We start from the raw sequence: 24,468 nt of genomic DNA on the forward strand, positions 1-24,468 counted from the left end.
CCCTCAGGCCAGTCGTTCAAGTTGTTTCATCAAAGCCGGTTCCCAGTCTTCAATTACAAGACCGCCTATCTGCTGCTTCAGATCCTGGATCTGCCGGGTGGCCAGACCGACCAGACCGGCTTCTTTCATCAGACGTGCTGAGCCAAGACGCCAGTAGAACTGCTCCCGAGGCTCCCGTGCTTCCGCCAGACCCTCTTCCAGTATCTGCATCGCCGGAGTCAGCCCTTTCTGGGCGGCCAACTCCCGCGCTGTGTCGTATGCCTGTTCCCAAGGGCTTGCACCGCCGGAATGGCCCTGTGCGGACGCCGACCAGAGCCACTCCCGCGCTTCCGAAGACAGGAACGGTGTGCCATCGTTAAACGTCAGGTCAGCAAGTTGTGGCAATCGCTCAACAAACTCGTTAACAGCCACACGAATAGCTTCAGCACAGCTGTCGCACCCTAAAGCACCGGCTACTCTGGCACTCAGCCAGTGACCATCGAGCCAGAAGGGGCTTACCGAGAGACTCTGCTCTATACGTTGCCACAAAGCCTGATCCGGCGATTTTTCCAAAGCTTCACGGTATTCCGCGACGCGATCCGCACTGACAGCAGCAAGATCAGTGCGTTTACCATCCCGGGTTGGGGGTATGGATGTAATACTCTGCCAGATGGCGTAGCGCCGTAACTGGTAGCCCAGGGACCGCTCCGGCTCTGTTCCTGTCAACATGTCCGCCACTTTTAACAAGCTCTGGCGGGTAGCACGTTCATTGCCCGGATCCAGTGTCAGAGCACCAAGCGACGGGCTGGAGGGTGACATCGCTGTACCCGCCATTGCTCTGCTGTCTGTTGCGGAGTTTGCTGACGGTGTCTCTGCCGCTTTGCCCGGGCTGTTTTCAGTACCCCCTTGACGGGAGCCGGCCCCGGCCTCCGGGTTCCGGGACAGCTGTTCGACTGCACGCCGGAGGTCTGTTAATGCATCGTCAGGCAGCTCCCGTTGCTGTGCCTGGGTCTTGAGTTTTGTTACCAGCTCAAGACAATAGCTTTGACCATCACCAACACTGGCATCGAAAGACTTTCCCGCCACACCCTTGGTCGCGCGCTGGAGCATCTGGGTGAACATCATTTTCCGCGCCCGCTTTCCTTTCTCGCCCGGCACCGGCCACCCGTCTTCCCACCAGGTTTCCAATACTCGATTGAGCAGATAAAGCGAAAGCGCAAAACGCTCTCCGTCGCTGCCACGCTGCAGGGCGATCAGGAGAAAGCCAAGGACTTTCAGATCCTTGCTGCGAGCCGACAGGATGTTCAGGGATCCACTTTCAACCTTGCTCCAGTCAATACTGGAATGGGCAAGAGAACCTATTTTCATGATCTCGTTTTCAAGGAATCCGAGGTCAGCGTCCTCCCCCAGCGCCATGCCCGTTGCACACTCACCTTTCAGGGGCTCAACAATCTGCTCAACGTAAGGGTGCTGTTCGATAACCTGCATCTGTTTATCCCTGTGTCCTTGTGTCCTTGCAGTCCAACTACCAGCCGCAGGCCTCACGAAGCGGGCGAATAGCACCCGCAAAGCCCGTCAGATCGAATAACAGCCCATCGATACGGCTGTTTTCGGAGTAAACACGGATATCCGTTTCTGAGCCGATTCCCTTCACTGCACGAATAGCAGGCAGGCCACGCCCAATGCTGAGCACGTAGCCGTTATCCCGGACTCTCCAGGCGCTCCGGTCCGGGGTTTCAGAAACGCCAAGCCTCAGGCTGACCCGTTCTTCGTCCAGCGGTTCTGGCAGCATAAGGGTTAGTTCGGTAATGTTGTTGTGGCACTGCAGTGCAAGCAAAGGCCGGGGAGGCTGCACCCCCAGCGCCGGAACCGTAACCAGAAGCCCTGCAGTCTTTCCGGTATTGCGATAGGAAACACCAGCAGCTTCGGTTTCCGCCTGAGCATAGGCTGCGCGCCAGCGCCCGGTAAGTGCCTTATCGTGCAGTCCTGCACCTGACCCTGTTCCGGATGCGCCCTCCGCCAGCGGAGTTCCAAACACCTCGTCAAAACATGCCAGCCGCTCAAGACGCTGGGGTTCACCTGTACACCTGCGTGCATCTTCCAGCAAACCCGCCTGGGCCGCCCCACACAGAGCCGCCAGGCTCAGAATGCCCAGGTATCTGGCAACCGCGACGACAGGCATACGAGCCAAAGTAATGATGTTCAGATATTTCATGCTTCGACTACCTGGTACTTCAGACACTTGTGGGCGAGTGTGCGTTTTGGCAAGCCGAGGCTTTCTGCAGCCTGAGCCCGGTTACCGCCGTATTGACGGAGACGATGGCGGATAACAGCAGCCTCAAAAGACTGGGCCGCAGCTTTGAGATCGCGAATATCGTCCAGGCTTGATACAGCTTCATGAATTTTCGGGCCACAGGGCTCCGAGACTACGTCAGTAAGCCTGATCACTTCGGGCTGAATATCATCTCCGGCAGGTGTCTGCAGGCACGCCAACTCTATGATATTGCGCAGCTCCCTGGCATTGCCCGGGAAGTCATAGGTCGAGAGCAACTGCAAGGCGTGACTGCTGATGCCAAGCGGCCCGCTGCCTTCGCGCTCGGTATACAGACGAATAAAATGGCGACTGAGAGATTCAAGGTCATCAAGGCGCTCACGCAAAGGCGAGACCTGTAAGGGGAACTGACTCAGGCGGTAGAACAGATCCCGGCGAAATCCGCCGTCTTCGATACTTTGCTGCAATGGCTGATGCGTAGCCGCAACGAGACGAAAATCGGAATGCTGCTCATGCCGTGCCCCAAGCGGCCGGAATTCCCGGGTTTCCAGCACCCGCAGGAGTTTGGACTGCAAGGCTGTAGGCATATCGCCGATTTCATCAAGAAAAAGTGTGCCTCCATTAGCCTGAGCCAGAAGCCCTTCTTTGGCTTGAACCGCTCCGGAAAACGCACCCTTTGTGTGGCCGAAAAGCTCGCTCTCCAACAAGCTCTCCGGTATAGCCGCACAGTTAACCACGACCAGCGGACCCTCGGCACGATCTGACAGCTCGTGAATGCCCCGGGCGACAACGTCTTTCCCGCTGCCGGTTTCACCCTGAATCAGCACCGACAGCTGGCTGCCTGCAGCACGGACAACCTGGGCTCGCAGTCTGGTCATGGCTTCCGAAGAGCCAACGAGAGTCCGGGCCAGTATTTCACAGCGCTGACGGACGGTTTCTGCATCGTGCAGGTGATCCAGAGAACGTTTGAGCATGCGCCGTTGCCAGACCTGATCCCGGCTTTGCAATTGCGATATCCACTGGAGCTTGAGCAGTTGCAGAAGACCGCAATACAAAGGCTGGGCAACAATACTGCTCCAGTCAGCTTCATCCCGGCATAGTACGAGTATGCCAAGGGTCCGGCCATCATCACCGCTCAAGGGCTCGAGCCACAGGGATTTTGGACGACCGCTGGCTTCGATGAGGCGTTGAAAGCCGGGATGATCAAGGCGGTAGCTGGCAGCACGAGTGAGTTCGCGTGCTTTGCCGGTTTGCAGCAAATGTGCGAATGGATGGCTGAAGTCACCACAGTCAAACTCACCTTGCTCAGGCATATCGCCACAGTGCAGTGTGCGGCCACTGAGGTCGAGTTCCAATGCCCAGCAACGCGTCAGGCCGAAGGTATTTTCCAGCTGTGTGGTAGCGGTTTTCAGCAAATCCGGCAGTGTTGCCTGTCGGATCAGTGCCACTGCCAGCTCTATGCCAGTGTGCAGTTCCATCTGCATCCGTCCCATGTTTCTATTCCCTTAATTTCTCTTTATCCTGGCGCACTACCGGCTCAGGACACAGTCCCTGAAAACCTGTTTTCACAAACGCTCAGGCTCACTCGCTTAACCGGCTCCTTCGCCGCGAGCTTTTCAAGCAACGCCAGTGACACCGGCGGCAACAGTTCTCCTTCGATGATAGACTCCAGCATCCTTGCACCGTTTTCACTGCGTGTTGCCCGGCTTCGGATAGCTTCTGCAAGACCATCTTCCAGAACGACTTCTGCGTGGTAGCGATCGCGAATCTGGTCAGCCAGACGTTCCAGCTTCTCTCCAACAATGCGGTTCAGAGTATCTTCACCCAGTGGCAGGTATGGCACTATTTCCATCCGGGCCAACAAGGCCGGCTTGAAGAAATCAGCCAGTTCCGGGTACAGGGCTTCTTCGATTTTCTCCGGTTCTTCAGCATGGTTGACGATGGTCTGATAACCGAGGTTGGAGGTCAGGAAAAACACAATGTTTTTACAATCGATCAGACGGCCTTCGCCATCAGCCAGTTCACCTTTATCAAAGGCCTGATAAAACAGGTTGAGAACTTCAGGGTGCGCTTTTTCCACTTCATCCAGTAACACCACGGAATATGGCTTCTGGCGAATGGCTTCGGTAAGGATGCCACCTTCGCCGAAACCGACGTAGCCCGGGGGGGAACCGATCAGGCGCGAAACCGTGTGTTTTTCCTGATATTCAGACATGTTGATAGTCGTAAGGAACTGCCGGCCGCCATAGAGCAGTTCGGCAAGCTGTACAACGGTTTCTGTTTTACCAACGCCGCTGGGGCCGACCAGCAGAAATGCCCCCATAGGCCGACCGGGCCGGCGAAGGTCTGCGCGGGCGGTAAGCAAGTGCTGGTGCAGGCACTCAATGGCGGCATCCTGACCTTTGATATGGGCGTGCAGGTATGCTGGCAGATGGGTGATTTTTTCCAGTTCGTCTGCTGTCATGCGATTGACAGGAATACCTGTCCAGTCAGCAATGACTTCAGCAATCTGTAGCGAATCTACCTGTGAGTGAACCAGTGGCTCACCAAGCTGCAGTTCCGTCAGTTCCTGTTCGATGGCGGCAGCTTCATTCTGCAACCCAGGGTGTTCTTCAAGGCCCTGAGTCTGCACCGCTGTTTGCTCTGACGCGGCGGATCCGGAAGATGCATTCTCGTCTTCGGCCGGGGTCAACAGCTGGTCCCGGATATCCACAAGGCGGGCAACCAGGCCACACTGTGTTTTCCAGTTCTGTTCCAGTTCCCCGGTCTGCTCTTTCAGCCTGGTTATTTGTTCTTCCAGCTCGGCTTCCCGGGCGGTATCAACATTCTGACCAAGGGTGTGCTCCCGGTTGAGCAGCTCTTTTTCCATAGAGAGCTGGTGCAATTCGCTGCGCATGTGGCTGAGCTTACGCGGGGGCGTGCTAAGGTTAAGGCTCACGCGGGCACAGGCGGTATCCAGTACGTCGATGGCTTTATCCGGGAGTTGCCGGCCAGCCAGATAACGCGCAGACATTTCCGAAGCAGCTTTCAGGGCGCTGTCGGCAATAAGAACCTTATGGGCTTTTTCGTACACTGTTCGCAAGCCACGGAGGATGTGAACCGCCTGTACCGGGCTGGGTTCGTCCAGCGCTACCGGCTGGAACCGGCGGCTGAGAGCCGGGTCTTTCTCGAAGTATTTTTTGTATTCACGCCAGGTGGTAGCGGCAATTGTGCGCAGTTCACCACGGGCCAGCGCTGGTTTTAACAAGTTGGCAGCGTCTGAGCCTCCCTCGCTGTTGCCGGCGCCAATCAGGGTATGAGCTTCGTCGATAAATAGAATGATAGGCGTCGCCGAGCCCTTCACCGCTTCGATAACCCCTTTCAGGCGTTTCTCGAACTCACCTTTAACCGATGCTCCCGCCTGCAGTGCACCCATATCCAGGGTCCAGAGTTCAACCTTCTGCAGGCGTTCAGGCACATCACCATTAACAATGCGCAGTGCAAGACCTTCCACTACAGCGCTTTTGCCAACACCGGCATCCCCTACCACGATGGGATTGTTCTTGCGGCGACGGCAGAGAATATCGATCATCTGGTCAATTTCAGCATCACGACACACCACTGGATCCAGTTTTCCAGAGCGAGCCATAGCAGTGAAATCGGTTGCGTAGCGTCTGAGCGGATCCATATCCGCCTCTGCCCGGGGCGTGCCTGTCTGGCCCTGTTCCAGTTCCGGACATTCGGCGGAGCCTGCAGTCACAGTGGAAAACTGGCGACGCAGCTGTTCACGGTTGATATCCCGGAGCAACTGGCTGACCTGCGGCGCCAGATAACGATCAGCACTCATCAGCAATGCCAGGAACACTGCACCGGAGCGTAGTTCCCTATGTTCCAGTTCAGTTGATGCCAGCAGCCAGGCATCCTGCAACAGCTCAATCAACAGCGGCGAGAAAGACGGATAGGCCTCTGCTGTTTGTGGCTGGCCATTAAGGCTTTCACCCACAACCTGCTGAAATTCCGGATAGTTGACACCCGCGTGCTCCAGAATCTGGCGTACATCGGAAAACGGTGTTTCCAATAATTTGAACAACAGATGGGCCGGAGTAATTTCAGCTCCCTGGCGACTGATACACAGGGCTGCAGAGGCTTCCAGTCCATTGCGGCAAATATCATTGAGACGCCCGATAAGCGCCGGCAGTTCTACCCGAATCACAGTGATATCCTTATTTCGGTAATTGTTCCAGAACGCTGAGTACATCCCTGATGCGTTCTTCCAGAGCTATATTGTAAAGACTGAAGATTCCCGCCATAACGACAACAAACAAGCCCGCTATACCCCAGAGCGGCAAGCCGGTGCGCAACCGGTTCCGCGCCGGGGTTACATTCACATGCGCGTCAGCCAGGGGGGCCGGGCCGGGCTCATTCCTGAGTGACTGAAGCTGTTCATGAAGCCCGCGCAGAATCTGCTCGTACTCATCACGACCGTTTTCCATCACCTTGTAACGGCCTTCAAAACCCAGGCAAAGGCATAAGTAGATAAACCCCAGCATGTCCTTGTAGCGCGCTGGCTCCTGTTCCATGCGAGCAAGGATGGCAAAGACTTTTTCTCCACCCCAGGTTTCATTGTGAAAACGCGACAATAACGAATGTTGTGACCAGATACTGTGGGCGCCCCAATCTGTACCCAGCACTGCTTCATCAATAAAGGCACAAAGCACATAGCGATAGGCCACTACTGTAGGGCGTTCATAACCCTGTTCTATAAGTTCTCGATCAATAGCGGCAATCTCATCAACCACCTGCTGGTAGAGACTCTCAACTGCCCCGAAATCGGCCAGCCTGCGAATCCGGATCACCAGCCCCAGCAAAGGTGTGGCTGCGTCGGTCAGGCGATTGTCTTCCAGACCCCGGAGCTGGAACCGGGCATTGCCAAAATCGCCGTCGGAATGCCCGTTCTGCGACTGTTCGCCGGCAAACAACAGCTCACTGAATGCACTGTTATCTGAATGCCTGTTGCCATTGGGTAAATCCATTACCGGTGCACCTGTCATGAATTAACTCCTGATTGCCCAAAACTGCATTTCCAGACCCGGGAAGTTGCCCGCCACGTGGAAGGCAAAGCCACTGGCGTTTTCGAGCATTTGCCAGGCCTGGCTCTGATCATCCAGCCGGAAGTACACAAATCCGGCGTGATACGGCAACTGCCGCGGCGCTACCGGCAGAGCAGATAGCGGAATACCAGGAAGTTGCAGACTGATGAGATCGCGGATTTTCTCAACGGAAGCCACCTTACACTGCTGGGTGAACTGCTTACGCAGATCGTCCAGCGGCATGTCGGCTTTAACCGCCAGAATGAATTCAGCGCTGTGTATCAGCTGACCATCCTGAACCGGCGCGACTGTCAGGCCGTACTGGCGCTGCTGCAACTGAATGGCCAGTGCTCGCGGCTCCAGTACCGTACTGAGAGACTGTCGCAATACCTGCATCAACGGCGTAAAGCTGTCTTCCGGTAGATCGTGATCGTATGGCAGGTACTCTCTGGGCAGGCGGCTTTCGTCAGTGAAGGTCACCAACTCGCCACAAAGCTCCAGCAAGGCTTCATACAGACGCTCCGGATGCAGTTGACGCAGGCGGGCCAGGTGCATGAATCTGGGGTGCGCCCGGTTGAGCATCTGGAGCAGCATGAAATCTGCCACATCCGCAACACCGCCCTGCCCTGGCGCACCTACACGTTCCGCGATATTGCGCGCACGCTCACGCATCAGGCCTGCCATCTCGCCGACAAAACGCTGCAATCTGGGTGCCGAGCGAATGCTGAGCATGGTCGGCAGGAAATTCGGATCCATTACCAGGCTACCATCCGGGCGCTTTTCCAGAATCCGGCCAACAGCCAGAGCTGCATAGGCGCTGCGGTCGTCCCGCTCCAGCATCAGCCGAGGTGCTACCCGGGCAACATCTATGGTGTGGGAGTCGCCGTCGATGGAATGCAAGTCCCGGATTTCGGCACTATGAGCCCGGAGCCTTCCGGCCACGGGTGCTTCCGGCCACTCTACTTCCGCCAGATTGTCATTACCCAGTGGCAGGGCGAGATACACAACCTGGTTGGCCACCGACGCATCGGCAATTTCCAGAGGCTCTGGCATCACGTCATCCTGGGGCACATTGAACCATGTGCCATCGGGAAACAGCCCGCTGGCCCGCACCAGTCCGACACGCCCGAAGCTCAGATATTCGGCATTCAGCTCCAGATCGCTGAACCCGTACAGGTAGTCTGATACCGCAAGAGACCGCTCAGTGATCTGATGCTCCAGATAACGCTGCTGCTGCTGGAAGTGCTGGGGTTTGATAAACAGACCATCACTCCATACGACTCGGTTGGTAACGGCCATCAGGATTCGTCCGATCGCTTGAGTTGCACTTCTCTGTCCCGCAGATTAACCAGAAGGTGATAACGGCTACCAAGGGGGTCGACTCTGACCACTTTTTTCCACTGGGACAGGTTTGGGTAAGCGTAGAACGCGATCACGCCGATAAACCGGGTATCCTTATTGATCTCAAACGGCTCCACAAACTTGAACTGTCCGGGCACCAGAGTGTAATCACTGTGATCAATGTAATTTCGCCCAAGCGAACTTTTCAGATCACTCAGTAACTGGTCAAAATCACCAGCCATCAGCAACGAGCTGTCGCGCATTTCAATGATCTGAAAAGCAACCGGCGTGGGAGCCAGGGATTCGTTCGGGTTCACGTCCGGTTCAGCCACCATGGTCAGGTCTACCCGGCTGGGCAGGTCCTCCGGGTAACCAACGGGAATATCCGGATCCCAGAGTACTTTTGCTGTCTTGGTAACTGCGTTATAGGGCGTGCTGCATCCCACAAGCACAAATACCACTGCCAGCATCATCGCCAGCACCCTCCATTTGCAGGTTTTCACAACAGATTCTCCCTTTGTAGTTGGCGTAGATGCTGGTCATATGCCTGATCGAATACTTCCTGGAACAAGCGTTCAAATCCCTGCTGACGACTTGATCTCAACTCCTTGTAGTAATGCTGATACATATCCCACGCCCATCGCCCTTCATCCTCATTCTGTTTCAGACCCCGCCGGTAACCGTGAAAGCGACGGAGCAGAGCCTCTGGTGAGAATGCGTGCAGAATGGCATCCAGTGCTTCACTGACCGCCGCTTGAGTAGCCTGCTGATGGTGGTTCAGGCTCTGCAGACTTTCCTGAACAGCTGCAGGTGCGGAGAGGTGCACTGGACTACGCTGGCTCGCAAACAGAGTCTGGACGGTTTCCTCGTAGTCGCTACCTAGCCGCAAGGGGTTATCTTCAATCGGCTGAAGCCGCGTGCGCAGCGCCTGGTGCCGGGTATCTTCACTCTGATGCAGAGCCAGCAACCCGTCGATAGCGGCTTTCAGTGTCTGCCCGGCTTCTTCCAGAAACAGCTGCATTTCATCGCTGTCTTCAAAGCTGAGGCCTGCGTCCATACCCTGTAATACAGGTGCGACACTGATGTGCTTGCGGCTCTGATCGTTTGCGGGAGCAGTTCTATGATCTCTGGACTCCCTCCCTTTCATGCCGGTATTGGTCTGCGACATCCTGTCCTTTTCTCCCTTTTTCACCGGAAGGCCAATCGCTACATCGCGGTTTTCCCGGTATTCGTCCGTTACCGTGGTTTCAGCCGCAAACCAGGCACGCTTGTTTGCCATGAGAGCGTGTTCTTCGTGACCTGCACGGGTGGTTTCTTCATGCAAATGCTGCATGGGGTCAGCACTGATGGTTTCGGCAGGGGCCGGGGGCAGCCCTTCCATTGGTTCGGCAGGCAGAGAAGCGTCCTGATTTCCCGCACTCCGGGCAAGCTCCCCTTCCGCCACATCCACAAGCCGTCGGTCCCCTGCATCGTCCCGATGTTCCAGCTGCTGATCAGCCGGCATTTCTGATAACTCTGTGCGCAACCGGTAGCGACCGATACTCAGGGTATCGCCCTGCTTCAGCCGGGCCCTCCGGCCCCGACCAACTGGCTGAGTTGCGCTATTGATGTACGTTCTGCCACTGCGGTCAATCAAACAGAAGCCACCATCCAGAAGCCTGATTTCTGCATGGCCTGGGACAACGCCTGTACGATGTGCCGACAACTGCCATGTATCACTCTTCGCCGTACCAATAGACCCGCCCTGTGGACCGAAGCTGTGTTCAATATCAGCTCCGCTGCGCATTGTTTCGGGGTTGGTTACCGTCAGTTTCAGTCGGCTTACCTGCCGTTCTTCCATGATCACATTCCTTTTCCCTGTTAACGGCGTATCTGAAGTCGCACGGCTGGCCGGCGCCGGGCTTTCTCCGGCGTCACGAAAGAGTTCCAGCCCAGCCGCACATCCTGACCCAGTTGCATGGGACGAATATCGGGGGCCCGCATTTGCAACTCCAGGTCGTAGGCCAGTTGCTCGCGGGTCGCAAACTCCACAAGTTTCACCAACCGGGGATAATCCTGTCCGTTGGGCAGGAAATCGGCAAAACGCTGGCGACTCAGGTTTCGAATCCGCAGAATAAATTTGCCACTGCGATCACGGATGCTGGAGCCCACCAATGTGTCATCACCCAGCCTTGCGTTGCTCTGCCCCAGCCGCGTTTGCTGATCACCGGCAATGGCCACTTTGCGCAATACCCACTGCTCAATGCTGACATCATCCAGGTCAAAACAATGACCAACAATGCCACTAACCACTTCAGGAGAGCGGCTACGGCCTGCCATAAGCCCGGAGTAAGCCAGCATCTTCGACCAGTTGACCGGTGTGGCTTCCCGCAGGCGGCTGTCGCCAAGCCCTATGAGCGCATAAATAAGTTCGGAAAAACCATCCGAAGCGCCGGGGCGAAAACGCACGTAATAACGGTATTTACGCCAGGCGCGATGAAACAGCGTAACCAGCCGGTGGTTGAAAAAATCCAGGAAGTGCCTGCGTATACCAAGATCCTGGCCAGCTTCCCACGCCAGATCTTCAAGGTAGTAACCGGGCAATGGCGACTGTGAACCGTGCAGCCCCAGAAAACTTACTTCCAGCTGATAGGGGCCGTGTTCATGCTCCGGCGATAATGCTGAAACCACATCACTTCCGGGAAATCCCAGACTGGCGGACGCCGAAAACCGAATACGTTCCTGGCGCGGCTCATCACCCCGGTCACATTCCAGGTCGTCACCATGGTAGCGGTGAATCAGATCCACCAGCTGGAAAAAACTGTAGCGTCGTGCATTGCCCAGGACGGGTTGCAGATCGGCTACATCAACGGCTGCTGGCCTTGCTGTAACGTCCATGTATACCGTTCCTGGTTGTCTGTATTCACCACTTCCAACTGGTGAAAAGCGTTGATACTGGCGTAAAGTGCAAAGAACTGACTGAGTACAGTGCCAAACAGGTACAGATCCCCTTCTGATGCAAAGGCCTGCTGATCCAGTTTCAGCACTGAACGGATACCGCGCACCGGCAACCCGCGGACCATTCTGTCTACCGGGCTGGTTTCGATACTGCTGATACCGGCCAGCCGTTTCCGGGATACACGCTCTGCCTGCCGGTCCACCAGGGCCCGGAAGTCATAAACCCTCAGTACCGTTCGAAGGGCATCCACATCCAGCATGGAAAGATAGTTCAGCGAGAGATTCGAGATCAGCGTCCACAACAGACTGCCATCAAGAGTCGGCCTCAAAGTGGCTGTAGGACGGGTGATGTTGCTGAACGAGGCGTATGCCGGGGTGGTCTCCGTGGCCATGCAAACCTCCCCCACAGCCAACTGTTGGGGTAGTTGCCGGTTGGTGCATGTAAGCGTCAGTGAAATCGCTTCCTGACGATCCATGCACTCGGACTCATCACCGCGCACAAATGAAATATAATGATCAAACCCATCGCCCCGCACACTGTCCTTGGCCCTTACCCGGTAGTACAGTGCCGCACGGCCACGATCGCGCTCAACTTCGTGCTGAAAACTCTCAAACGCTGTGTAAATCCGGGGCTCACCCCGACCAGAACGGCCTTCCAGCCAACCTTCAACCTGCTCAATACTGAACACTTCAAAATGATCCGGCGAACGGCTGGATGCCAGTATCCTGTACTCCGTCTGACGCCCGTTAAGATCAACCGGCTCTCCCTCATGGGTAAACAGATTCACCGCTGGCGTGCAGTAAAGCTGCATGTTTTCAGCCCGTATCCTCACATCCGGGGGCAGAATTCTGCTGAAATGAAACCGCAGGGAGATCTCATCCGCCTGAACACCAGGCAAGCGATTCCCGAGCCCGGAAATGTCTATAAACCGGAATGCCTCAGGGAAACTCAGATATTCCTGCAGAATCCGGTAACCGGGATAGGCATTCTTCGGATAGGGCAACAGTGTCTCATCACTGGCAAACCCTACAGGCTTGAGCGTGGACGTCGGCAAGCTATAAACCGAACCACCAACAACAAGCTCCATACGGCTGAGGTAGTGATTCAGCCAAAGATAAAGTGTTTCTGATGTGTGGTTATCACCGCCCAGATAAAAACGTAAATTGTCCAGCCCCAAAGCATTTAACGGCTGATCTGTATGCAGCGCCAGATCCACGGTCATTGTCGATACTTCCCGTGAATGTTCTGCATGAGCATCTGCCACACTGATGGGGAACACATCCACTGCCCGACAGGTGCGAAACCTGCATTGCGTCTGATGTGTAGCATCACCAAGTGGCCGGCTTTTGATCTCGGTATGACGCTCAACCCGCTGGTGTTCACTAATCGCGTGTAACTGCGGATCAAACCTTATGATGGTGCAGCTTGGAACCGGGCGAAGGTAGTTGGGCCAAAGCATGTTTAACAGGGAGTGCGTCAGCTCCGGGAATTCATCTTCAACCTTTTCCCGAAGTTTACCTGTCAGGAATGCAAAACCCTCCAACAAACGCTCTACGTCCGGGTCTGTGCTTTGTTCAGACAAGAATCGCGTCAACTGCGGATGCGCTTCAGCAAACTCTCGCCCCTGAAGTCGCAGAAAACTCAGCTCATCCCTGTAAAATCGGTTTAACTTCATACCACTACCGCGTCCTTGGGAGTATGAGCCGATCGGGATACATTTCTTCCGGAAAAAACAACTCGCTGCGCTCAGGCATTTTTTTCCTGCAGAAAAGCATCCCCACCGTCTCCTGCCATCCTTGGTGTTTGCCGGCCTTTTCGTTACAGAACCCGGTAGTAACGTTTGTCATCCAGCAATAAATCTATGGTTGTTTTGTCGTCTTTTGCGCCGACATTCAGGTAAACCGTTACCTGGAAACGCAGCTGCAATGGATCCGGGCCCTGAGGCAAGGCAACCACGTCAACTCGTTTTACTCTGGGCTCATACCTTTCAATACATTGCCGGATCGCGCTGCGGATCTGGATACTCAGATCGTGCGTACCCAGGGTCGCATCATTGAAGTCGAGCAACCCCAGTTCCGGCACGCAGGCACTGTTGCCAGGATGAGCATTGAGCAGACGCACCATGTGGCGTTTTATGGAATCCACCACATGGGTAACTTCGCCCATACTTTGCCCGGCCGGATCGGCAGCTTGCTCCAGTCTTTCGAACAGACTGCCTCCGGTGGTTTGAGCATCACTACTAAACACGCCTTAGTCCTTATCCAGGCGCCCAACCAATGACAGCTCGAAGTTAGCCCCCATGTATTTGAAGTGCGGACGCACGGCCAGGGAAACCTGGTACCAGCCCGGATCGCCTTCCACATCGGAAACCGTTATCTGGGCCGCTCGCAGCGGGCGACGGCTGCGCACTTCAGCCGGTGGATTTTCCTGATCTGCTACATACTGGCGAATCCAGGTATTCAGCTCACGCTCCAGATCCTGACGTTCCTTCCATGAACCAATCTGCTCTCGCTGCAGTACTTTGATGTAGTGGGCCAGGCGGTTGACGATCATCATATAAGGCAGCTGGGTACCCAGCTTGTAGTTGGTCTCCGCTTCCTTGCCTTCCTTGGTATTCGGGAACTGTTTCGGCTTCTGCACGGAGTTGGCAGAGAAGAAGGCTGCGTTGTCACTGCCCTTGCGCATGGTAAGGGAGATAAAGCCCTCGTCAGCCATTTCATATTCGCGACGATCAGTAATCAGAACTTCTGTCGGAATTTTTGCTTCCAGCTGGCCAAAGGATTCGAACAGATGAACCGGGAGGTCTTCAACAGCACCGCCGCTTTGCGGCCCGATTATGTTCGGGCACCAACGGTATTTGGCAAAGCTTTCGGTTAACCGGGTAGCCAGCAGGTATGCAGTGTTGCCCCACAGGTAATGCTCATGGTCGCCCGAGACATCTTCTTTATAGTTGAAGCTGCGCACCGGGTTCTCGCTGGGATCGTATGGCACTCGCAGCAGAAAACGTGGAGAGGTCAGGCCCAGGTATCGGGCATCCTCAGATTCCCTTAGCGCACGCCACTTGGCGTATTTAGGACCCTCAAAAACAGCTTTCAGCTCCTTGATCGCAGGTAATTCCTGGTAGCTGTCCACACCAAAGAAAGACGGCGCAACCGAAGACAGGAAAGGCGCATGAGCCATGGCTCCGACAGACGACACATACTGCAGCAGCTTCATGTCCGGAGTGGACGGAGTGAAGGCGTAATTGCCCACCACAGCGCCTACGGGCTCGCCGCCAAACTGGCCGTACTCTGTAGAGTAAATATGTTGGTAGAAGCCGGTCTGGGTAACATCTGGAGCAAACTCGAAGTCTTCCAGCAGCTCGGTTTTGGTGGCATGCAGAATATCCACTTTGATGTTCTCGCGGAAATCGGTGCGATCAACCATAAGCTTGAGGCCACGCCAGGATGACTCCAGTTCCTGCAGCTTTGGTGCGTGCAGGATTTCATCCATCTGGGCACTGATTTTTCGATCCAGTTCGACAACCATCTGGTCGACCAGTGCTTTGTTGACCGGCTGGCCTTTCTCTTCGCTTTGCAACAGGTTAGCAATAAAGGTTGCGACGCCTTTACGGGCAACATCGTAGCCTTCATCGGCTGGAGCCATACGGCTGTTTGCCATTACCTGGTCAAGCAACGAGCCTTCCATTACGGATTCAGAGGCAGCAGATTGCTGCGCAGTAGTATCAGACATACCACATCCCTTTAGTACGTGATTGATATTCAGTGTTATGCACCGCACTCGGCGGAGGCTGTGATTACTCGCCGCCGGTAGCCAGTTCCAGCTCAGTCAGCAAGGTTTCCCGGGCTTCATCGTTATCCAGAAGCTCCTGGAGCTTGGTACGAAACGAAGGCACATTACCCAGCGGCCCCTTGAGGGCAACCAGGGCTTCCCGCAGCTCAATCAGCTTTTTCATTTCGGGAACCTGACGGGCAATGCTGTCGGGAGAAAAATCATCCAGCGACTGGAATTCGAGGTTTACCGGCAGATCATCTGCCTGCTCATCCAGCTTGTTGGAAACAGTAGTGGATAGCGTGAGACCCGCTTCCTTCATGACAGAACGGAAGTTGTTCTTGTCAACGGAAATGGCCTTGCGTTCTTCGATGGGGGTTTCTTCGGCATGCCCCTTGAAATCGCCAACAACGAACATTTTCAGCGGCAGTTCGGTTTCAGCCTGCTGATCTCCGGTAGCGGGGACATACTTGATATTGATGCGCTCTTTCGGCGCGACAGAACCGTCTTTAGACGACATGGCTTGCTCCCTGTGCAATCATTTGCAGTTGTTCAGTCCTGATGCGTACCTTCCTGGTAAGCAGTGCCAAAACTCTACACAGATAATACTGGGTTCTCAAGCAAAAATTGGCCAGAAAAGTGCCAAGTTGTGAGCGCGGGCAAACTTTTGCCAAAGCAGCCAGAGAATCGGTCAATGACGGCGGGCATTGCCATAGCTATACTCCAGAATCGGTTAGCCAAACAGCAATATCATAACTACCAGCAAGGAATCGGATATGAGCGATCTGAAAACCAGGTTCGACGAAGCGGTGAACTACATTCAGACTGCGGAAGGTGACTTCAAACCCACCAACGAGATGAAACTGGAGTTCTATGCCCTGTACAAACAGGGGACCGAAGGGGATGTATCCGGCAAGCGCCCGGGCATGATGGATTTTGTTGGCCGCGCCAAGTATGACGCCTGGGAAAAGTGCAAAGGCATGTCAGCAGACGGCGCCATGCAGAAGTACATCGACAAGCTCGACGCTCTTAAATAAATCACGCCCAGGCAATAGCAGGCTCTGTCTTGAAGACACCACTAATTACGCGACAGGGTTACGACGACCTGCAAAAGGAGCTTGATGAGCTCTGGCGGGTTGAACGCCCGGAAATCACGAAAAAGGTCACCTGGGCAGCCAGCCTGGGTGACCGCAGTGAAAACGCTGACTATCAGTACAACAAGAAACGGCTTCGGGAAATCGATCGACGGGTCCGCTACCTGAGACGCTGCCTGGACAATCTCAAGGTGGTAGATCAACGCCCGGAGCAAGAAGGGAAGGTCTTTTTTGGTGCCTGGGTAGAAGTTGAAAACGATGACGGCGAAACTCTGAAGTTCAGAATCGTCGGCTATGATGAGATTTTCAATCGCACCGATTATATTTCCATCGACTCCCCCATGGCCCGGGCATTACTGAAAAAGGAAGTCGGTGATGAAGCAGAGGTAAAAACTGAAGCCGGGACAACCACCTGGTATATTAATGCCATTGAATACGTCACGTAGAAAAGACAATCCGCTTCTTTATTCTGGCTTTATTCATCAGACATAAAAAAACCCCGTAAAAACGGGGCAAGGCTAGCGCTGTGCTGGAGGTAGAAACAAGCGGCTATTGATGCCTGTTTCTGTCTACAATGCCTATTCTCCACACACCTTATTACCACGCCCTTGCCGATGAATTACCTTTTAGTCAGGGTAAAGCGGACAGCCCTTACAGCAAATTAGGTTGCACACTCTAGGGAACGTCGATAGCTTTCGCCCATCAAACCTTATATCTGCCAGCTACGGAGGTAGCACAATGAACACACAGAAGCTCCTGAACAAGGCTCTCGAAGGCGTCGACGCCCTGGGCTACCGCCTCGACCAGATGGGCATTACCGGAAAAATCAACCGTCATAATGTGGCGGCTTTTCTGATGTCCGAACAGAAACATCTGGAAGGTGAGTGGGACAGTATCCAGGTTCGCCTCAACCGCCGCCGATCGCAGTTTGAGCGGATTGCCCAACAGATTGAAACCCGCACCGATGCGCTCGTAGGCCCCGTAATGTCACAGGTAAACCGGTTCCGCCCCAACCACTGAGATTCAGGCGCGTCCGGTTTCTGCAGGGGCATGGATATCGCCGCCAGCCGAGTCTGGTGACTGCTCAGTCTGAGTAGCCTTGATACGCTTGCGCAAACGGGTAAAAGCTGGCATCCGTACGGCTACTGTCAACCCGGGAGGCTCTTCGCCCGGGTAAGTATCGCTGAGTACAATGCGCCCCTGATGAATATCGGAAACGGCACTCACCAGGCTGAGCCCCAGGCCATTCCCGGGCAATGAGCGGCTCTTCCCGACCCGATAGAAACGCTGGAATACCTGCCCCTTCTCATCATCCGGAATACCGATACCACTATCTCTGACTTCGAATACTGCTTCTTCGCCCTCTCTGCGGACAGCCACACCAATAGTGCCGTGTTCAGGCGTATATTTGATGGCGTTATCAATCAGGTTGCTGATCATCTGGAACAACAGGTCCCGGTCACCCTCAATAATGACATCAGGCTCCAGCGACTGCTCAAATGTCTGATCCTTATCTTCAGATAGCGCCTCGTATAGTTCACAGGCATCAGATACCAGTGCATCCAGCGCAACCTGTTTCATATCAGCGGAATTACCTTTGGTTTCAAGGCGAGCAATGCGCAACAGGGCATTGAAGGTTGCCAGCAGCTGATCTGCCTCTGCAACGGCCCGACCTGCCTGTTCCCGGGCCTCGTCATTGTCTACAGACATCAGCGTATTTTCGAGCTGGTTTCGTAACCGGGTAAGAGGTGTTCGAAGATCGTGGGCAATGCTGTCTGATACGTGCCGGATTCCTTCCATCAGATAGACGATCCGGTCCAGCATCTGGTTCAGGTTTTCCGCCAGCTGGTCAAAATCATCCTCGGTACCACGGGTAGGTATCCGCAAAGAGAGATGGCCATTCATGATTCGCCGGGATGTGTTATTGATGATTTCGATACGGCGCGTCGTACTCCGGCTCATGAGAAAACCGCCGAGCAACGCCAGTGCAAGGGTGATCCCCATGCCCCAGTTTATTGCGGTTTCAATAACTCTCTTGAGGTTGGTGAGCTCATCCACATCACGGCCAACGAGTAACCTGAGGCCGCCCTGAACTTCAAAAATGCGGGCACGGGCAAGCCGCTCGGAACCTGTCCACCCAACAGCAGGACCAAGCGTGAAGTTGATCCAGCCACTTTCTGAACGGGATCCCTCCGGCCAGGTTTCAATATTGCCGGCGAGTTTGAGAAAGTCCTCGGTAGTCAGCAGATAAACGGTTTTCGCATTAGGATCACGGGCAACCCGCTCACGGATGATCGTGATCAGGCCGTTTGCTCCCCGCCCCCGATACTGCTCCGCCAGACCTGCGATTTCCGCTTCAATGGTTTCGTCAGTCTGAGCGGCCATAAACCCCGCTGTACGCCAGTAAATAAAGGCCAGCAATAAAAATACCGAGGTGGCAAACACCACCATATACAGAAGGGCAAGCTGAAAGGACGATGTCCTGAGCTGGCTAAGCAGTTTCACGTAACATGTATCCCGCACCCCGGATGGTCTGCAGCAGGGGTGTTTCGAATTCCTTATCGATCTTTGCACGGAGGCGACTGATGTGCACGTCGATCACGTTTGTCTGAGGATCAAAGTGGTAGTCCCATACTTTTTCCAGCAGCATGGTCCGGGTAACCACCTGACCTGCATTGCGCATCAGGTATTCCAGTAACCGGAACTCCCGGGGCTGAACATCGATATTCTGGCCGGAACGTTTCACCGTCCGCGCCAGCAGGTCCATTTCCAGATCAGCCACACGCAACACAGTTTCAGTTTCCGCAGACTGGCGGTTCCGGCGGACCAGGGATTCAATTCTGGCGAGAAGCTCGGTAAAGGAAAAAGGCTTGGTCAGATAATCATCACCACCGCCCCGCAGACCTTCAACGCGATCGTCCACATCACCCAGTGCACTCAGAATCAGAACCGGCACCTGATTACCCGTGGCACGAACTGTCTTGATAATTGAGAGACCGTCCATACCTGGCAGCATACGGTCGACAATCATGATGTCGTACTCTTCACTGGCAGCCATCATCATGCCGTCTTTTCCGTCGGCAGCATGGTCAACAACGAAATCTGATTCCTTCAGCCCTTTGACAAGATAATTTGCTACGTCCTGATCGTCTTCGATTACCAGCGCTTTCACCAGATCCTCTCCCAATAACGAATTACAATAACAACAGAGTACGAATAACTCGTGACACCGGCCAGTTACGATCTTGTAAGAGGGTGTCGCCAATGGCGACGGTCAGTTCTGCACCGGCAGCCAGTGTAGGCTTTCTGCTGTATCTCCTGAGGGCCGGTATTCCGCGCTTACCCAGCCGTCATAATCCATTTTGTCTATGGCTGCGAAAACATTCGAAAAGTTAATCTCACCGGTTCCCGGTTCATGCCGGCCCGGATTATCTGCAAACTGTATGTGGCCAATCCAGGGCAACAGACACTCCATAGAGCGCAGAATGTCGCCCTGCATGATCTGCATATGGTAGATGTCGTACTGAAGGCGCAGGTTGTCCGCATCAACTTCTTCGATCAGCGCCATGACCTTGCCCGACGTATCAAGGAAAAACCTGGGCATATCGACACGGGAGTTAATCGCCTCCAGACACAGGGTAATCTTCTCAGCCGCCAGTTTGTCAGCGGCCCAGGCAACATTGGCAACCAGCGTCTGCCAGGCCGTTGATTCGTCCAGATCAACCGGCTTTAGTCCGGCCAGGCAATTCAGCCGCCTGCACCCCAGCGCCCGGGCATACTCAATGGCCTGACACACCCCGTCACGAAACTCATCAACCCTGTCTGGCAGGCAGGCAATACCACGCTCTCCCGCGTCCCAGTCACCCGGAGGCAAGTTAAACAGGACCTGAGTAAGACCGTTTTCGCTCAGCGAATCACTAAGCTCTTCTTTAGGCCAGGCATAGGGAAACAGATACTCTACGCCGGTAAACCCGGCCTCGGCCGCTTTGGCAAAACGCTCCACAAACGGAACTTCGGTGAACAACATCGACAAATTGGCAGCAAAACGGGGCATGGAAGCTTACTCCTTTGGGCCAGATTTTAAGCGGGGGGCGCTTTCACCCAGACGGGCACCATTAATATGCTCCAGCTCCAGAAGCAGTCCACTGTGATCTGAATCGCTGTGGCCATTGGCAACCAGAGACAGGTATTCATTATGCACCTGTTGCGCCAGCGGCAGAGTCAAACCCTCTGCACGAGCTTCATCCAGAATCATCCGCATGTCTTTAAGCTGAATGCGTGCGGGGGCACCGGGAGCAAAATCACGGTCAATCATGCGCTGCCCGTGCAGCTCAAGAATCCGGCTGCCGGCAAACCCACCCATCAGCGCCTCTCGCACTGCTGCCGGATCCGCACCGCCCCTCGCTGCCAGTAACAGAGCTTCAGATACAGCTCCTATGGTTATCCCGACAATCGCCTGATTAGCCAGCTTGGCCAGCTGCCCGGCGCCCACAGGGCCGATCCGCGTGCACTTGCCGAGCACCTCAAACACCGGCCTGGCCCGGGAGACATTTTCCTCAGAGCCGCCAGCCATAATACTCAAGCGCGCTTCCTGCGCTCCCAGGGTGCCACCGGAAACCGGAGCATCCACATAACCTGCGCCTTTTTCAGCCGCAAGCGCAGCGTGACGACGAGCCACCGAGGGCTGAACGGAGCTCATATCAATTATCAGAGCCCCCGGCTTGATGGCTTCCATTGCACCGCTTGCAACCAGCACCTGTTCCACCACATCGCTGTTTTCCAGCATAGTGATCACAACATCTGCTGTTCGCACGGCATCTGCAGGAGTGTCAGCAACCGTTGCTTCACTGGCAAACGGCGCGCACTTGCTGGCTGTACGATTCCAAAGAGTCATGGGGAAACCAGCATCCAGCAGATTGCGGGTCATGGGAGCACCCATCAGGCCAATGCCGAGAAATGCGATCTGAGGAACTTCTTTCGTCATTTTAGCGGTCTCGATTTCAAGTATCGGGAAGAAGCAATCGGGCAGGCCTTTGCAAAACTGTACGGAGCCATGGATGGCGGAGCCGAGCGTACAAGGATGTATTCACAGCGTGTTTTGAAAGGGCCTGTCCAGTTGCATCGTACACCAGACTATAAGATACAAAAGGCGCAAACAAAAACGCCACCAACCGAAACGGTGGTGGCGTTCTCTAAAGTGCTTTCAGGTGAACTACCAGATCAGGCAGCTTCAACCATCTGCAACCGGATTTTCTTCATGGCATTCTTCTCAAGCTGGCGAATACGCTCTGCGGATACACCGTACTTGTCAGCCAGTTGATGCAGCGTTGCTTTACCTTCAGACAGCCAGCGCTCCCGAAGAATATCCTGACTACGCTCATCAAGCGTTTCCAGTGCGTGCATCAGGCGCCCGTTAGAGTCTTCAGTCCAGTCAGAATTTTCCAGTTGAACAGCCGGATCGCTACGATGGTCTTCCAGATAATGCGCCGGTGCCTTGTAAGCACTGTCGTCGTCATCATCCATAGGACCATCAAAAGCGGTGTCATGGGACGACAGACGACCCTCCATTTCCTGAACGACCCTTGGCTCGACTCCCAGATCCTCCGCTACAGCTTGCAGCTCAGAATGAGTCAACCAGGCCAGCTTTTTCTTCTGACTACGCAAATTAAAGAACAGTTTGCGCTGTGACTTGGTGGTTGCCACTTTCACGATGCGCCAGTTGCGCAGAATGAACTCGTGGATTTCTGCCTTGATCCAGTGCACAGCAAACGACACCAGCCGGACACCGTATTCCGGATTAAAACGTTTGACGGCCTTCATCAGGCCTACGTTGCCTTCCTGAATCAGGTCTGCCTGCGCCAGGCCATAGCCTGAATAACTGCGGGCAATGTGAATAACAAAACGCAGGTGAGACAAAACCAACTGACGCGCTGCATCCACATCTTCATTGTAATGGAGGCGCTCAGCCAATTCCCGCTCTTCATCCACGGTCAGTACCGGGATGCGGCTCGCAGCCTGTATATAGGCCTCGAGATTTGCGCCCGGAACCAGTCTGTCAATAAGTTGTAAGCTCGTACTCATGCTTTAACCTCCGAACCTGACGATCGCATAGAGTATGCGAATGGGGGTTAGACCGCCAAGAACCTTAAAAGTTCCAAAATTTCCCAATAAAACGTTTTAAATCAACAAAATGAGAAATTCCCTATGACTATTCCCAAGGACAAGAAATTACCCCGGAACAAGCATCTTATTCAATAGGGTGTTACCACAATTTCAATACGGTGTTCCCGCAATCCCGATATCAGCCGCCAGCAATTTCACCCGGCTCAATATCATCCAGATGGCGCTTTACCGCAACCCAGGCGCCCAACCAGCCTAACAGCATCGCCGAGATAATCAATGCAAGCCCGCCGTCGATACTCAGCCCGCTGAGAGAGAAGTCACTGCGATACAGGCCCGCCAGACGTTCGACAGGACCGCTCAGCCACCACAGCGAAAGCTGCAGAAGTATCCAGGCCACAATACCGCCACCCAGGCCGAACCAGGCTCCCGTATACAAAAAAGGCCGCCGCACAAAACCGTCCGTCCCACCAACCAGCTTGGCTACCAGAATCTCATCACGGCGACTCTCAATGGACAGTCTTACGGTATTACCAATCACCAGTACCACGGCCGCTGCCAGCAGTATGGCCAGAGCCCATACAGCCCGCGCAAGCAGATCAGTCATGGCATTAAGTCGCTGCAGCCAGCCCAGATCCACCTGAACCCGCTCTACTCCATCCATTCCTTCTATAAAAGTCACCAACGCAGCAACACCATCGGCGGACCGGGCATTCTCCTCCGGCGTGATCAGCAGTGTATGTGGCAGAGGGTTCTCATCCAGATAATCCAGAGCCTCGTCAAGGCCGGATGTAGCGCGAAACTCCGCAAGCGCCCGATCCCGGTCTATCAGTTCCAGCTCGGCTACACGCCCATCTGAACCAACCTCGCTGGCAAGCGCCCGGGCCTGGTCCAGACTTGAATCCAGCTGCATGTATGCGGTTACACGGGCGCTGCTCTCCCAGCCAGCACTCACGCCCTGCAGGCTAGTTAACAGCAACAACAACGCCACGGGCAATGCCAGTGCAACACCCATTACCGTCCAGGTCATCAGACTTGCAACAGGTGTCCGCCACATGCGCACAGCGCTGTCACCGGCCACTTTACGATGATGGATAAAATAGGATTCTGCCTGCTCACGCCATGGTGACCGGGAGATCCTGGCCCCACGGGCAGGATCCGGTTTGCGCGACCTGGGTGCTGAATCAGCGGCCACCGGAACCTCCTTGAAGCGGGTTCCCGCCAGCAATCAGATTGCCCTGGTCCAGCGTCAGTGTGCGTCGGCCCATTTCCTTGATCAGCGCAAGATCGTGGCTTGCGATCAACACAGTTACGCCCACCTGGCTGAACTGGGCAAACAGATTCATGATGTCTGCAGACAACTTCGGGTCCAGATTACCTGTCGGCTCATCAGCCAGCAGTAAGGGCGGTTTGTTCACCACCGCACGGGCAATACCCACGCGCTGTTGCTCACCACCGGAAAGCTGTAAAGGATTCATTTTTTCCTTGCTCAGCAGGCCGACCTTATCCAGCGCCGCACGCACCCGCCGGCCCGCGTCACGAGGGGACGCACCCATCACTTCCAGAGGCATGGCTACGTTATCGAACACGGTACGGTCAAAAAGCAACTGGTGATTCTGGAATACCACACCTATATGCCGGCGAATGTAGGGAATCTGGCGCCTCGGCAGGCGATTCAGCACCTGACCACCGACGACCACTTCACCTGCACTGGGCCGCTCCATAACCATGAGCAGTTTCAGCAGGGTACTTTTACCCGCGCCGGAGTGCCCGGTCAGAAATGCCAGCTCACCGCGCCCCAGGTGAAAATTCACCTGGCGCAGCGCAGTATGGTCACTGTCATACCGCTTGGTCACCTGACGGAATTCGATCATGGCGGGCTAC

General features: G+C 54.9%; 23 protein-coding genes. 3 read left to right on the forward strand and 20 right to left on the reverse strand.

Annotated features, from left to right (window positions below):
• Positions 1 to 3 precede the first annotated feature (3 nt).
• From tssA to tssB, 13 genes are all read right to left on the reverse strand, one after another.
• Positions 4 to 1,467, reverse strand: a complete 1,464-nt coding sequence (gene tssA, locus DS878_RS13690) for a type VI secretion system protein TssA (protein WP_113816473.1) — start codon at positions 1,465 to 1,467, stop codon at positions 4 to 6.
• Positions 1,468 to 1,504: 37 nt separating this feature from the next.
• Positions 1,505 to 2,194 carry a type VI secretion system-associated protein VasI gene (gene vasI / locus DS878_RS13695; protein WP_261977854.1) on the reverse strand — a complete coding sequence of 230 codons (690 nt, stop codon included), beginning with the start codon at positions 2,192 to 2,194 and terminating at the stop codon, positions 1,505 to 1,507.
• Positions 2,191 to 3,735, reverse strand: coding sequence for a sigma-54 interaction domain-containing protein (locus DS878_RS13700; protein WP_113816474.1), 1,545 nt, complete (start codon positions 3,733 to 3,735; stop codon positions 2,191 to 2,193). The genes vasI and DS878_RS13700 overlap by 4 nt, the downstream gene beginning before the upstream one ends.
• Before the next feature lie 53 nt (positions 3,736 to 3,788).
• Positions 3,789 to 6,443 (reverse strand): type VI secretion system ATPase TssH, encoded by a 2,655-nt coding sequence (gene tssH / locus DS878_RS13705; protein ID WP_187298795.1) that lies wholly within the window; start codon positions 6,441 to 6,443, stop codon positions 3,789 to 3,791.
• Positions 6,444 to 6,453: 10 nt separating this feature from the next.
• Positions 6,454 to 7,281, reverse strand: a complete 828-nt coding sequence (gene icmH / locus DS878_RS13710; protein ID WP_113816476.1) for a type IVB secretion system protein IcmH/DotU — start codon at positions 7,279 to 7,281, stop codon at positions 6,454 to 6,456.
• Positions 7,282 to 7,284: 3 nt separating this feature from the next.
• A complete protein-coding gene (tssK, locus tag DS878_RS13715; protein WP_113816477.1) occupies positions 7,285 to 8,619 on the reverse strand; it encodes a type VI secretion system baseplate subunit TssK in 1,335 nt (444 codons plus the stop codon).
• Positions 8,619 to 9,164 (reverse strand): type VI secretion system lipoprotein TssJ, encoded by a 546-nt coding sequence (gene tssJ / locus DS878_RS13720; protein ID WP_261977856.1) that lies wholly within the window; start codon positions 9,162 to 9,164, stop codon positions 8,619 to 8,621. Before tssJ ends, tssK begins: the two co-directional genes overlap by 1 nt.
• On the reverse strand, positions 9,161 to 10,501 hold the full coding sequence (tagH, locus tag DS878_RS13725) for a type VI secretion system-associated FHA domain protein TagH (protein WP_113816478.1): 1,341 nt from the start codon (positions 10,499 to 10,501) through the stop codon (positions 9,161 to 9,163). Before tagH ends, tssJ begins: the two co-directional genes overlap by 4 nt.
• A 20-nt stretch (positions 10,502 to 10,521) precedes the next feature.
• Entirely contained in the window at positions 10,522 to 11,538 is a 1,017-nt protein-coding gene (gene tssG / locus DS878_RS13730) for a type VI secretion system baseplate subunit TssG (protein WP_113816479.1), read from the reverse strand.
• Positions 11,502 to 13,274, reverse strand: coding sequence for a type VI secretion system baseplate subunit TssF (gene tssF / locus DS878_RS13735; RefSeq protein ID WP_113816480.1), 1,773 nt, complete (start codon positions 13,272 to 13,274; stop codon positions 11,502 to 11,504). The genes tssG and tssF overlap by 37 nt, the downstream gene beginning before the upstream one ends.
• 143 nt (positions 13,275 to 13,417) lie before the next feature.
• A complete protein-coding gene (gene tssE, locus DS878_RS13740; RefSeq protein WP_113816481.1) occupies positions 13,418 to 13,846 on the reverse strand; it encodes a type VI secretion system baseplate subunit TssE in 429 nt (142 codons plus the stop codon).
• A gap of 3 nt (positions 13,847 to 13,849) precedes the next feature.
• Positions 13,850 to 15,331 (reverse strand): type VI secretion system contractile sheath large subunit, encoded by a 1,482-nt coding sequence (gene tssC, locus DS878_RS13745; protein WP_113816482.1) that lies wholly within the window; start codon positions 15,329 to 15,331, stop codon positions 13,850 to 13,852.
• A 64-nt stretch (positions 15,332 to 15,395) separates the two neighbouring features.
• A complete protein-coding gene (tssB, locus tag DS878_RS13750) occupies positions 15,396 to 15,890 on the reverse strand; it encodes a type VI secretion system contractile sheath small subunit (RefSeq protein ID WP_113816483.1) in 495 nt (164 codons plus the stop codon).
• A 256-nt stretch (positions 15,891 to 16,146) separates the two neighbouring features.
• Here tssB and DS878_RS13755 point away from each other — a divergent pair, with 256 nt between their 5' ends.
• The 3 genes from DS878_RS13755 to DS878_RS13765 all read left to right on the forward strand — a co-directional run bounded on the left by DS878_RS13755 (position 16,147) and on the right by DS878_RS13765 (position 17,484).
• Positions 16,147 to 16,407 carry an acyl-CoA-binding protein gene (locus tag DS878_RS13755; protein WP_113816484.1) on the forward strand — a complete coding sequence of 87 codons (261 nt, stop codon included), beginning with the start codon at positions 16,147 to 16,149 and terminating at the stop codon, positions 16,405 to 16,407.
• Positions 16,408 to 16,436: 29 nt separating this feature from the next.
• A complete protein-coding gene (gene greB, locus DS878_RS13760; RefSeq protein WP_113816485.1) occupies positions 16,437 to 16,910 on the forward strand; it encodes a transcription elongation factor GreB in 474 nt (157 codons plus the stop codon).
• A gap of 292 nt (positions 16,911 to 17,202) precedes the next feature.
• Positions 17,203 to 17,484: a hypothetical protein gene (locus DS878_RS13765; RefSeq protein ID WP_113816486.1), complete on the forward strand. Its 282-nt coding sequence runs from the start codon at positions 17,203 to 17,205 to the stop codon at positions 17,482 to 17,484.
• A gap of 3 nt (positions 17,485 to 17,487) precedes the next feature.
• Here DS878_RS13765 and DS878_RS13770 read toward each other — a convergent pair whose 3' ends face one another.
• The 7 genes from DS878_RS13770 to ftsE all read right to left on the reverse strand — a co-directional run bounded on the left by DS878_RS13770 (position 17,488) and on the right by ftsE (position 24,458).
• Positions 17,488 to 18,969: a sensor histidine kinase gene (locus DS878_RS13770; RefSeq protein ID WP_113816487.1), complete on the reverse strand. Its 1,482-nt coding sequence runs from the start codon at positions 18,967 to 18,969 to the stop codon at positions 17,488 to 17,490.
• Positions 18,956 to 19,636 carry a response regulator transcription factor gene (locus DS878_RS13775; RefSeq protein ID WP_113816488.1) on the reverse strand — a complete coding sequence of 227 codons (681 nt, stop codon included), beginning with the start codon at positions 19,634 to 19,636 and terminating at the stop codon, positions 18,956 to 18,958. The genes DS878_RS13770 and DS878_RS13775 overlap by 14 nt, the downstream gene beginning before the upstream one ends.
• Before the next feature lie 102 nt (positions 19,637 to 19,738).
• On the reverse strand, positions 19,739 to 20,518 hold the full coding sequence (gene hyi, locus DS878_RS13780; RefSeq protein ID WP_113816489.1) for a hydroxypyruvate isomerase: 780 nt from the start codon (positions 20,516 to 20,518) through the stop codon (positions 19,739 to 19,741).
• 6 nt (positions 20,519 to 20,524) lie between these two features.
• On the reverse strand, positions 20,525 to 21,448 hold the full coding sequence (locus tag DS878_RS13785; protein WP_113816490.1) for an NAD(P)-dependent oxidoreductase: 924 nt from the start codon (positions 21,446 to 21,448) through the stop codon (positions 20,525 to 20,527).
• Between the two features lie 236 nt (positions 21,449 to 21,684).
• Complete coding sequence (rpoH, locus tag DS878_RS13790) at positions 21,685 to 22,545, reverse strand: RNA polymerase sigma factor RpoH (protein ID WP_113816491.1); 861 nt, start codon at positions 22,543 to 22,545, stop codon at positions 21,685 to 21,687.
• Positions 22,546 to 22,765: 220 nt separating this feature from the next.
• Complete coding sequence (ftsX, locus tag DS878_RS13795; RefSeq protein ID WP_113816492.1) at positions 22,766 to 23,779, reverse strand: permease-like cell division protein FtsX; 1,014 nt, start codon at positions 23,777 to 23,779, stop codon at positions 22,766 to 22,768.
• Positions 23,769 to 24,458 carry a cell division ATP-binding protein FtsE gene (gene ftsE, locus DS878_RS13800; RefSeq protein ID WP_113816493.1) on the reverse strand — a complete coding sequence of 230 codons (690 nt, stop codon included), beginning with the start codon at positions 24,456 to 24,458 and terminating at the stop codon, positions 23,769 to 23,771. Before ftsE ends, ftsX begins: the two co-directional genes overlap by 11 nt.
• Positions 24,459 to 24,468: the final 10 nt, after the last annotated feature.

The organism is Marinobacter sp. F3R11 (assembly GCF_003318275.1).
Classification (GTDB): Bacteria; Pseudomonadota; Gammaproteobacteria; order Pseudomonadales; family Oleiphilaceae; genus Marinobacter.

Bases quoted from the DNA above. Each gene is read 5' to 3' on its own strand.
- tssA (WP_113816473.1), bottom strand. From the start codon at position 1,467: ATGCAGGTTATCGAACAGCACCCTTACGTTGAGCAGATTGTTGAGCCC.
- vasI (WP_261977854.1), bottom strand. From the start codon at position 2,194: ATGAAATATCTGAACATCATTACTTTGGCTCGTATGCCTGTCGTCGCG.
- DS878_RS13700 (WP_113816474.1), bottom strand. From the start codon at position 3,735: ATGCAGATGGAACTGCACACTGGCATAGAGCTGGCAGTGGCACTGATC.
- icmH (WP_113816476.1), bottom strand. From the start codon at position 7,281: ATGACAGGTGCACCGGTAATGGATTTACCCAATGGCAACAGGCATTCA.
- tssK (WP_113816477.1), bottom strand. From the start codon at position 8,619: ATGGCCGTTACCAACCGAGTCGTATGGAGTGATGGTCTGTTTATCAAA.
- tagH (WP_113816478.1), bottom strand. From the start codon at position 10,501: ATGGAAGAACGGCAGGTAAGCCGACTGAAACTGACGGTAACCAACCCC.
- tssG (WP_113816479.1), bottom strand. From the start codon at position 11,538: ATGGACGTTACAGCAAGGCCAGCAGCCGTTGATGTAGCCGATCTGCAA.
- tssF (WP_113816480.1), bottom strand. From the start codon at position 13,274: ATGAAGTTAAACCGATTTTACAGGGATGAGCTGAGTTTTCTGCGACTT.
- tssC (WP_113816482.1), bottom strand. From the start codon at position 15,331: ATGTCTGATACTACTGCGCAGCAATCTGCTGCCTCTGAATCCGTAATG.
- tssB (WP_113816483.1), bottom strand. From the start codon at position 15,890: ATGTCGTCTAAAGACGGTTCTGTCGCGCCGAAAGAGCGCATCAATATC.
- DS878_RS13755 (WP_113816484.1), top strand. From the start codon at position 16,147: ATGAGCGATCTGAAAACCAGGTTCGACGAAGCGGTGAACTACATTCAG.
- DS878_RS13765 (WP_113816486.1), top strand. From the start codon at position 17,203: ATGAACACACAGAAGCTCCTGAACAAGGCTCTCGAAGGCGTCGACGCC.
- hyi (WP_113816489.1), bottom strand. From the start codon at position 20,518: ATGCCCCGTTTTGCTGCCAATTTGTCGATGTTGTTCACCGAAGTTCCG.
- DS878_RS13785 (WP_113816490.1), bottom strand. From the start codon at position 21,448: ATGACGAAAGAAGTTCCTCAGATCGCATTTCTCGGCATTGGCCTGATG.
- rpoH (WP_113816491.1), bottom strand. From the start codon at position 22,545: ATGAGTACGAGCTTACAACTTATTGACAGACTGGTTCCGGGCGCAAAT.
- ftsE (WP_113816493.1), bottom strand. From the start codon at position 24,458: ATGATCGAATTCCGTCAGGTGACCAAGCGGTATGACAGTGACCATACT.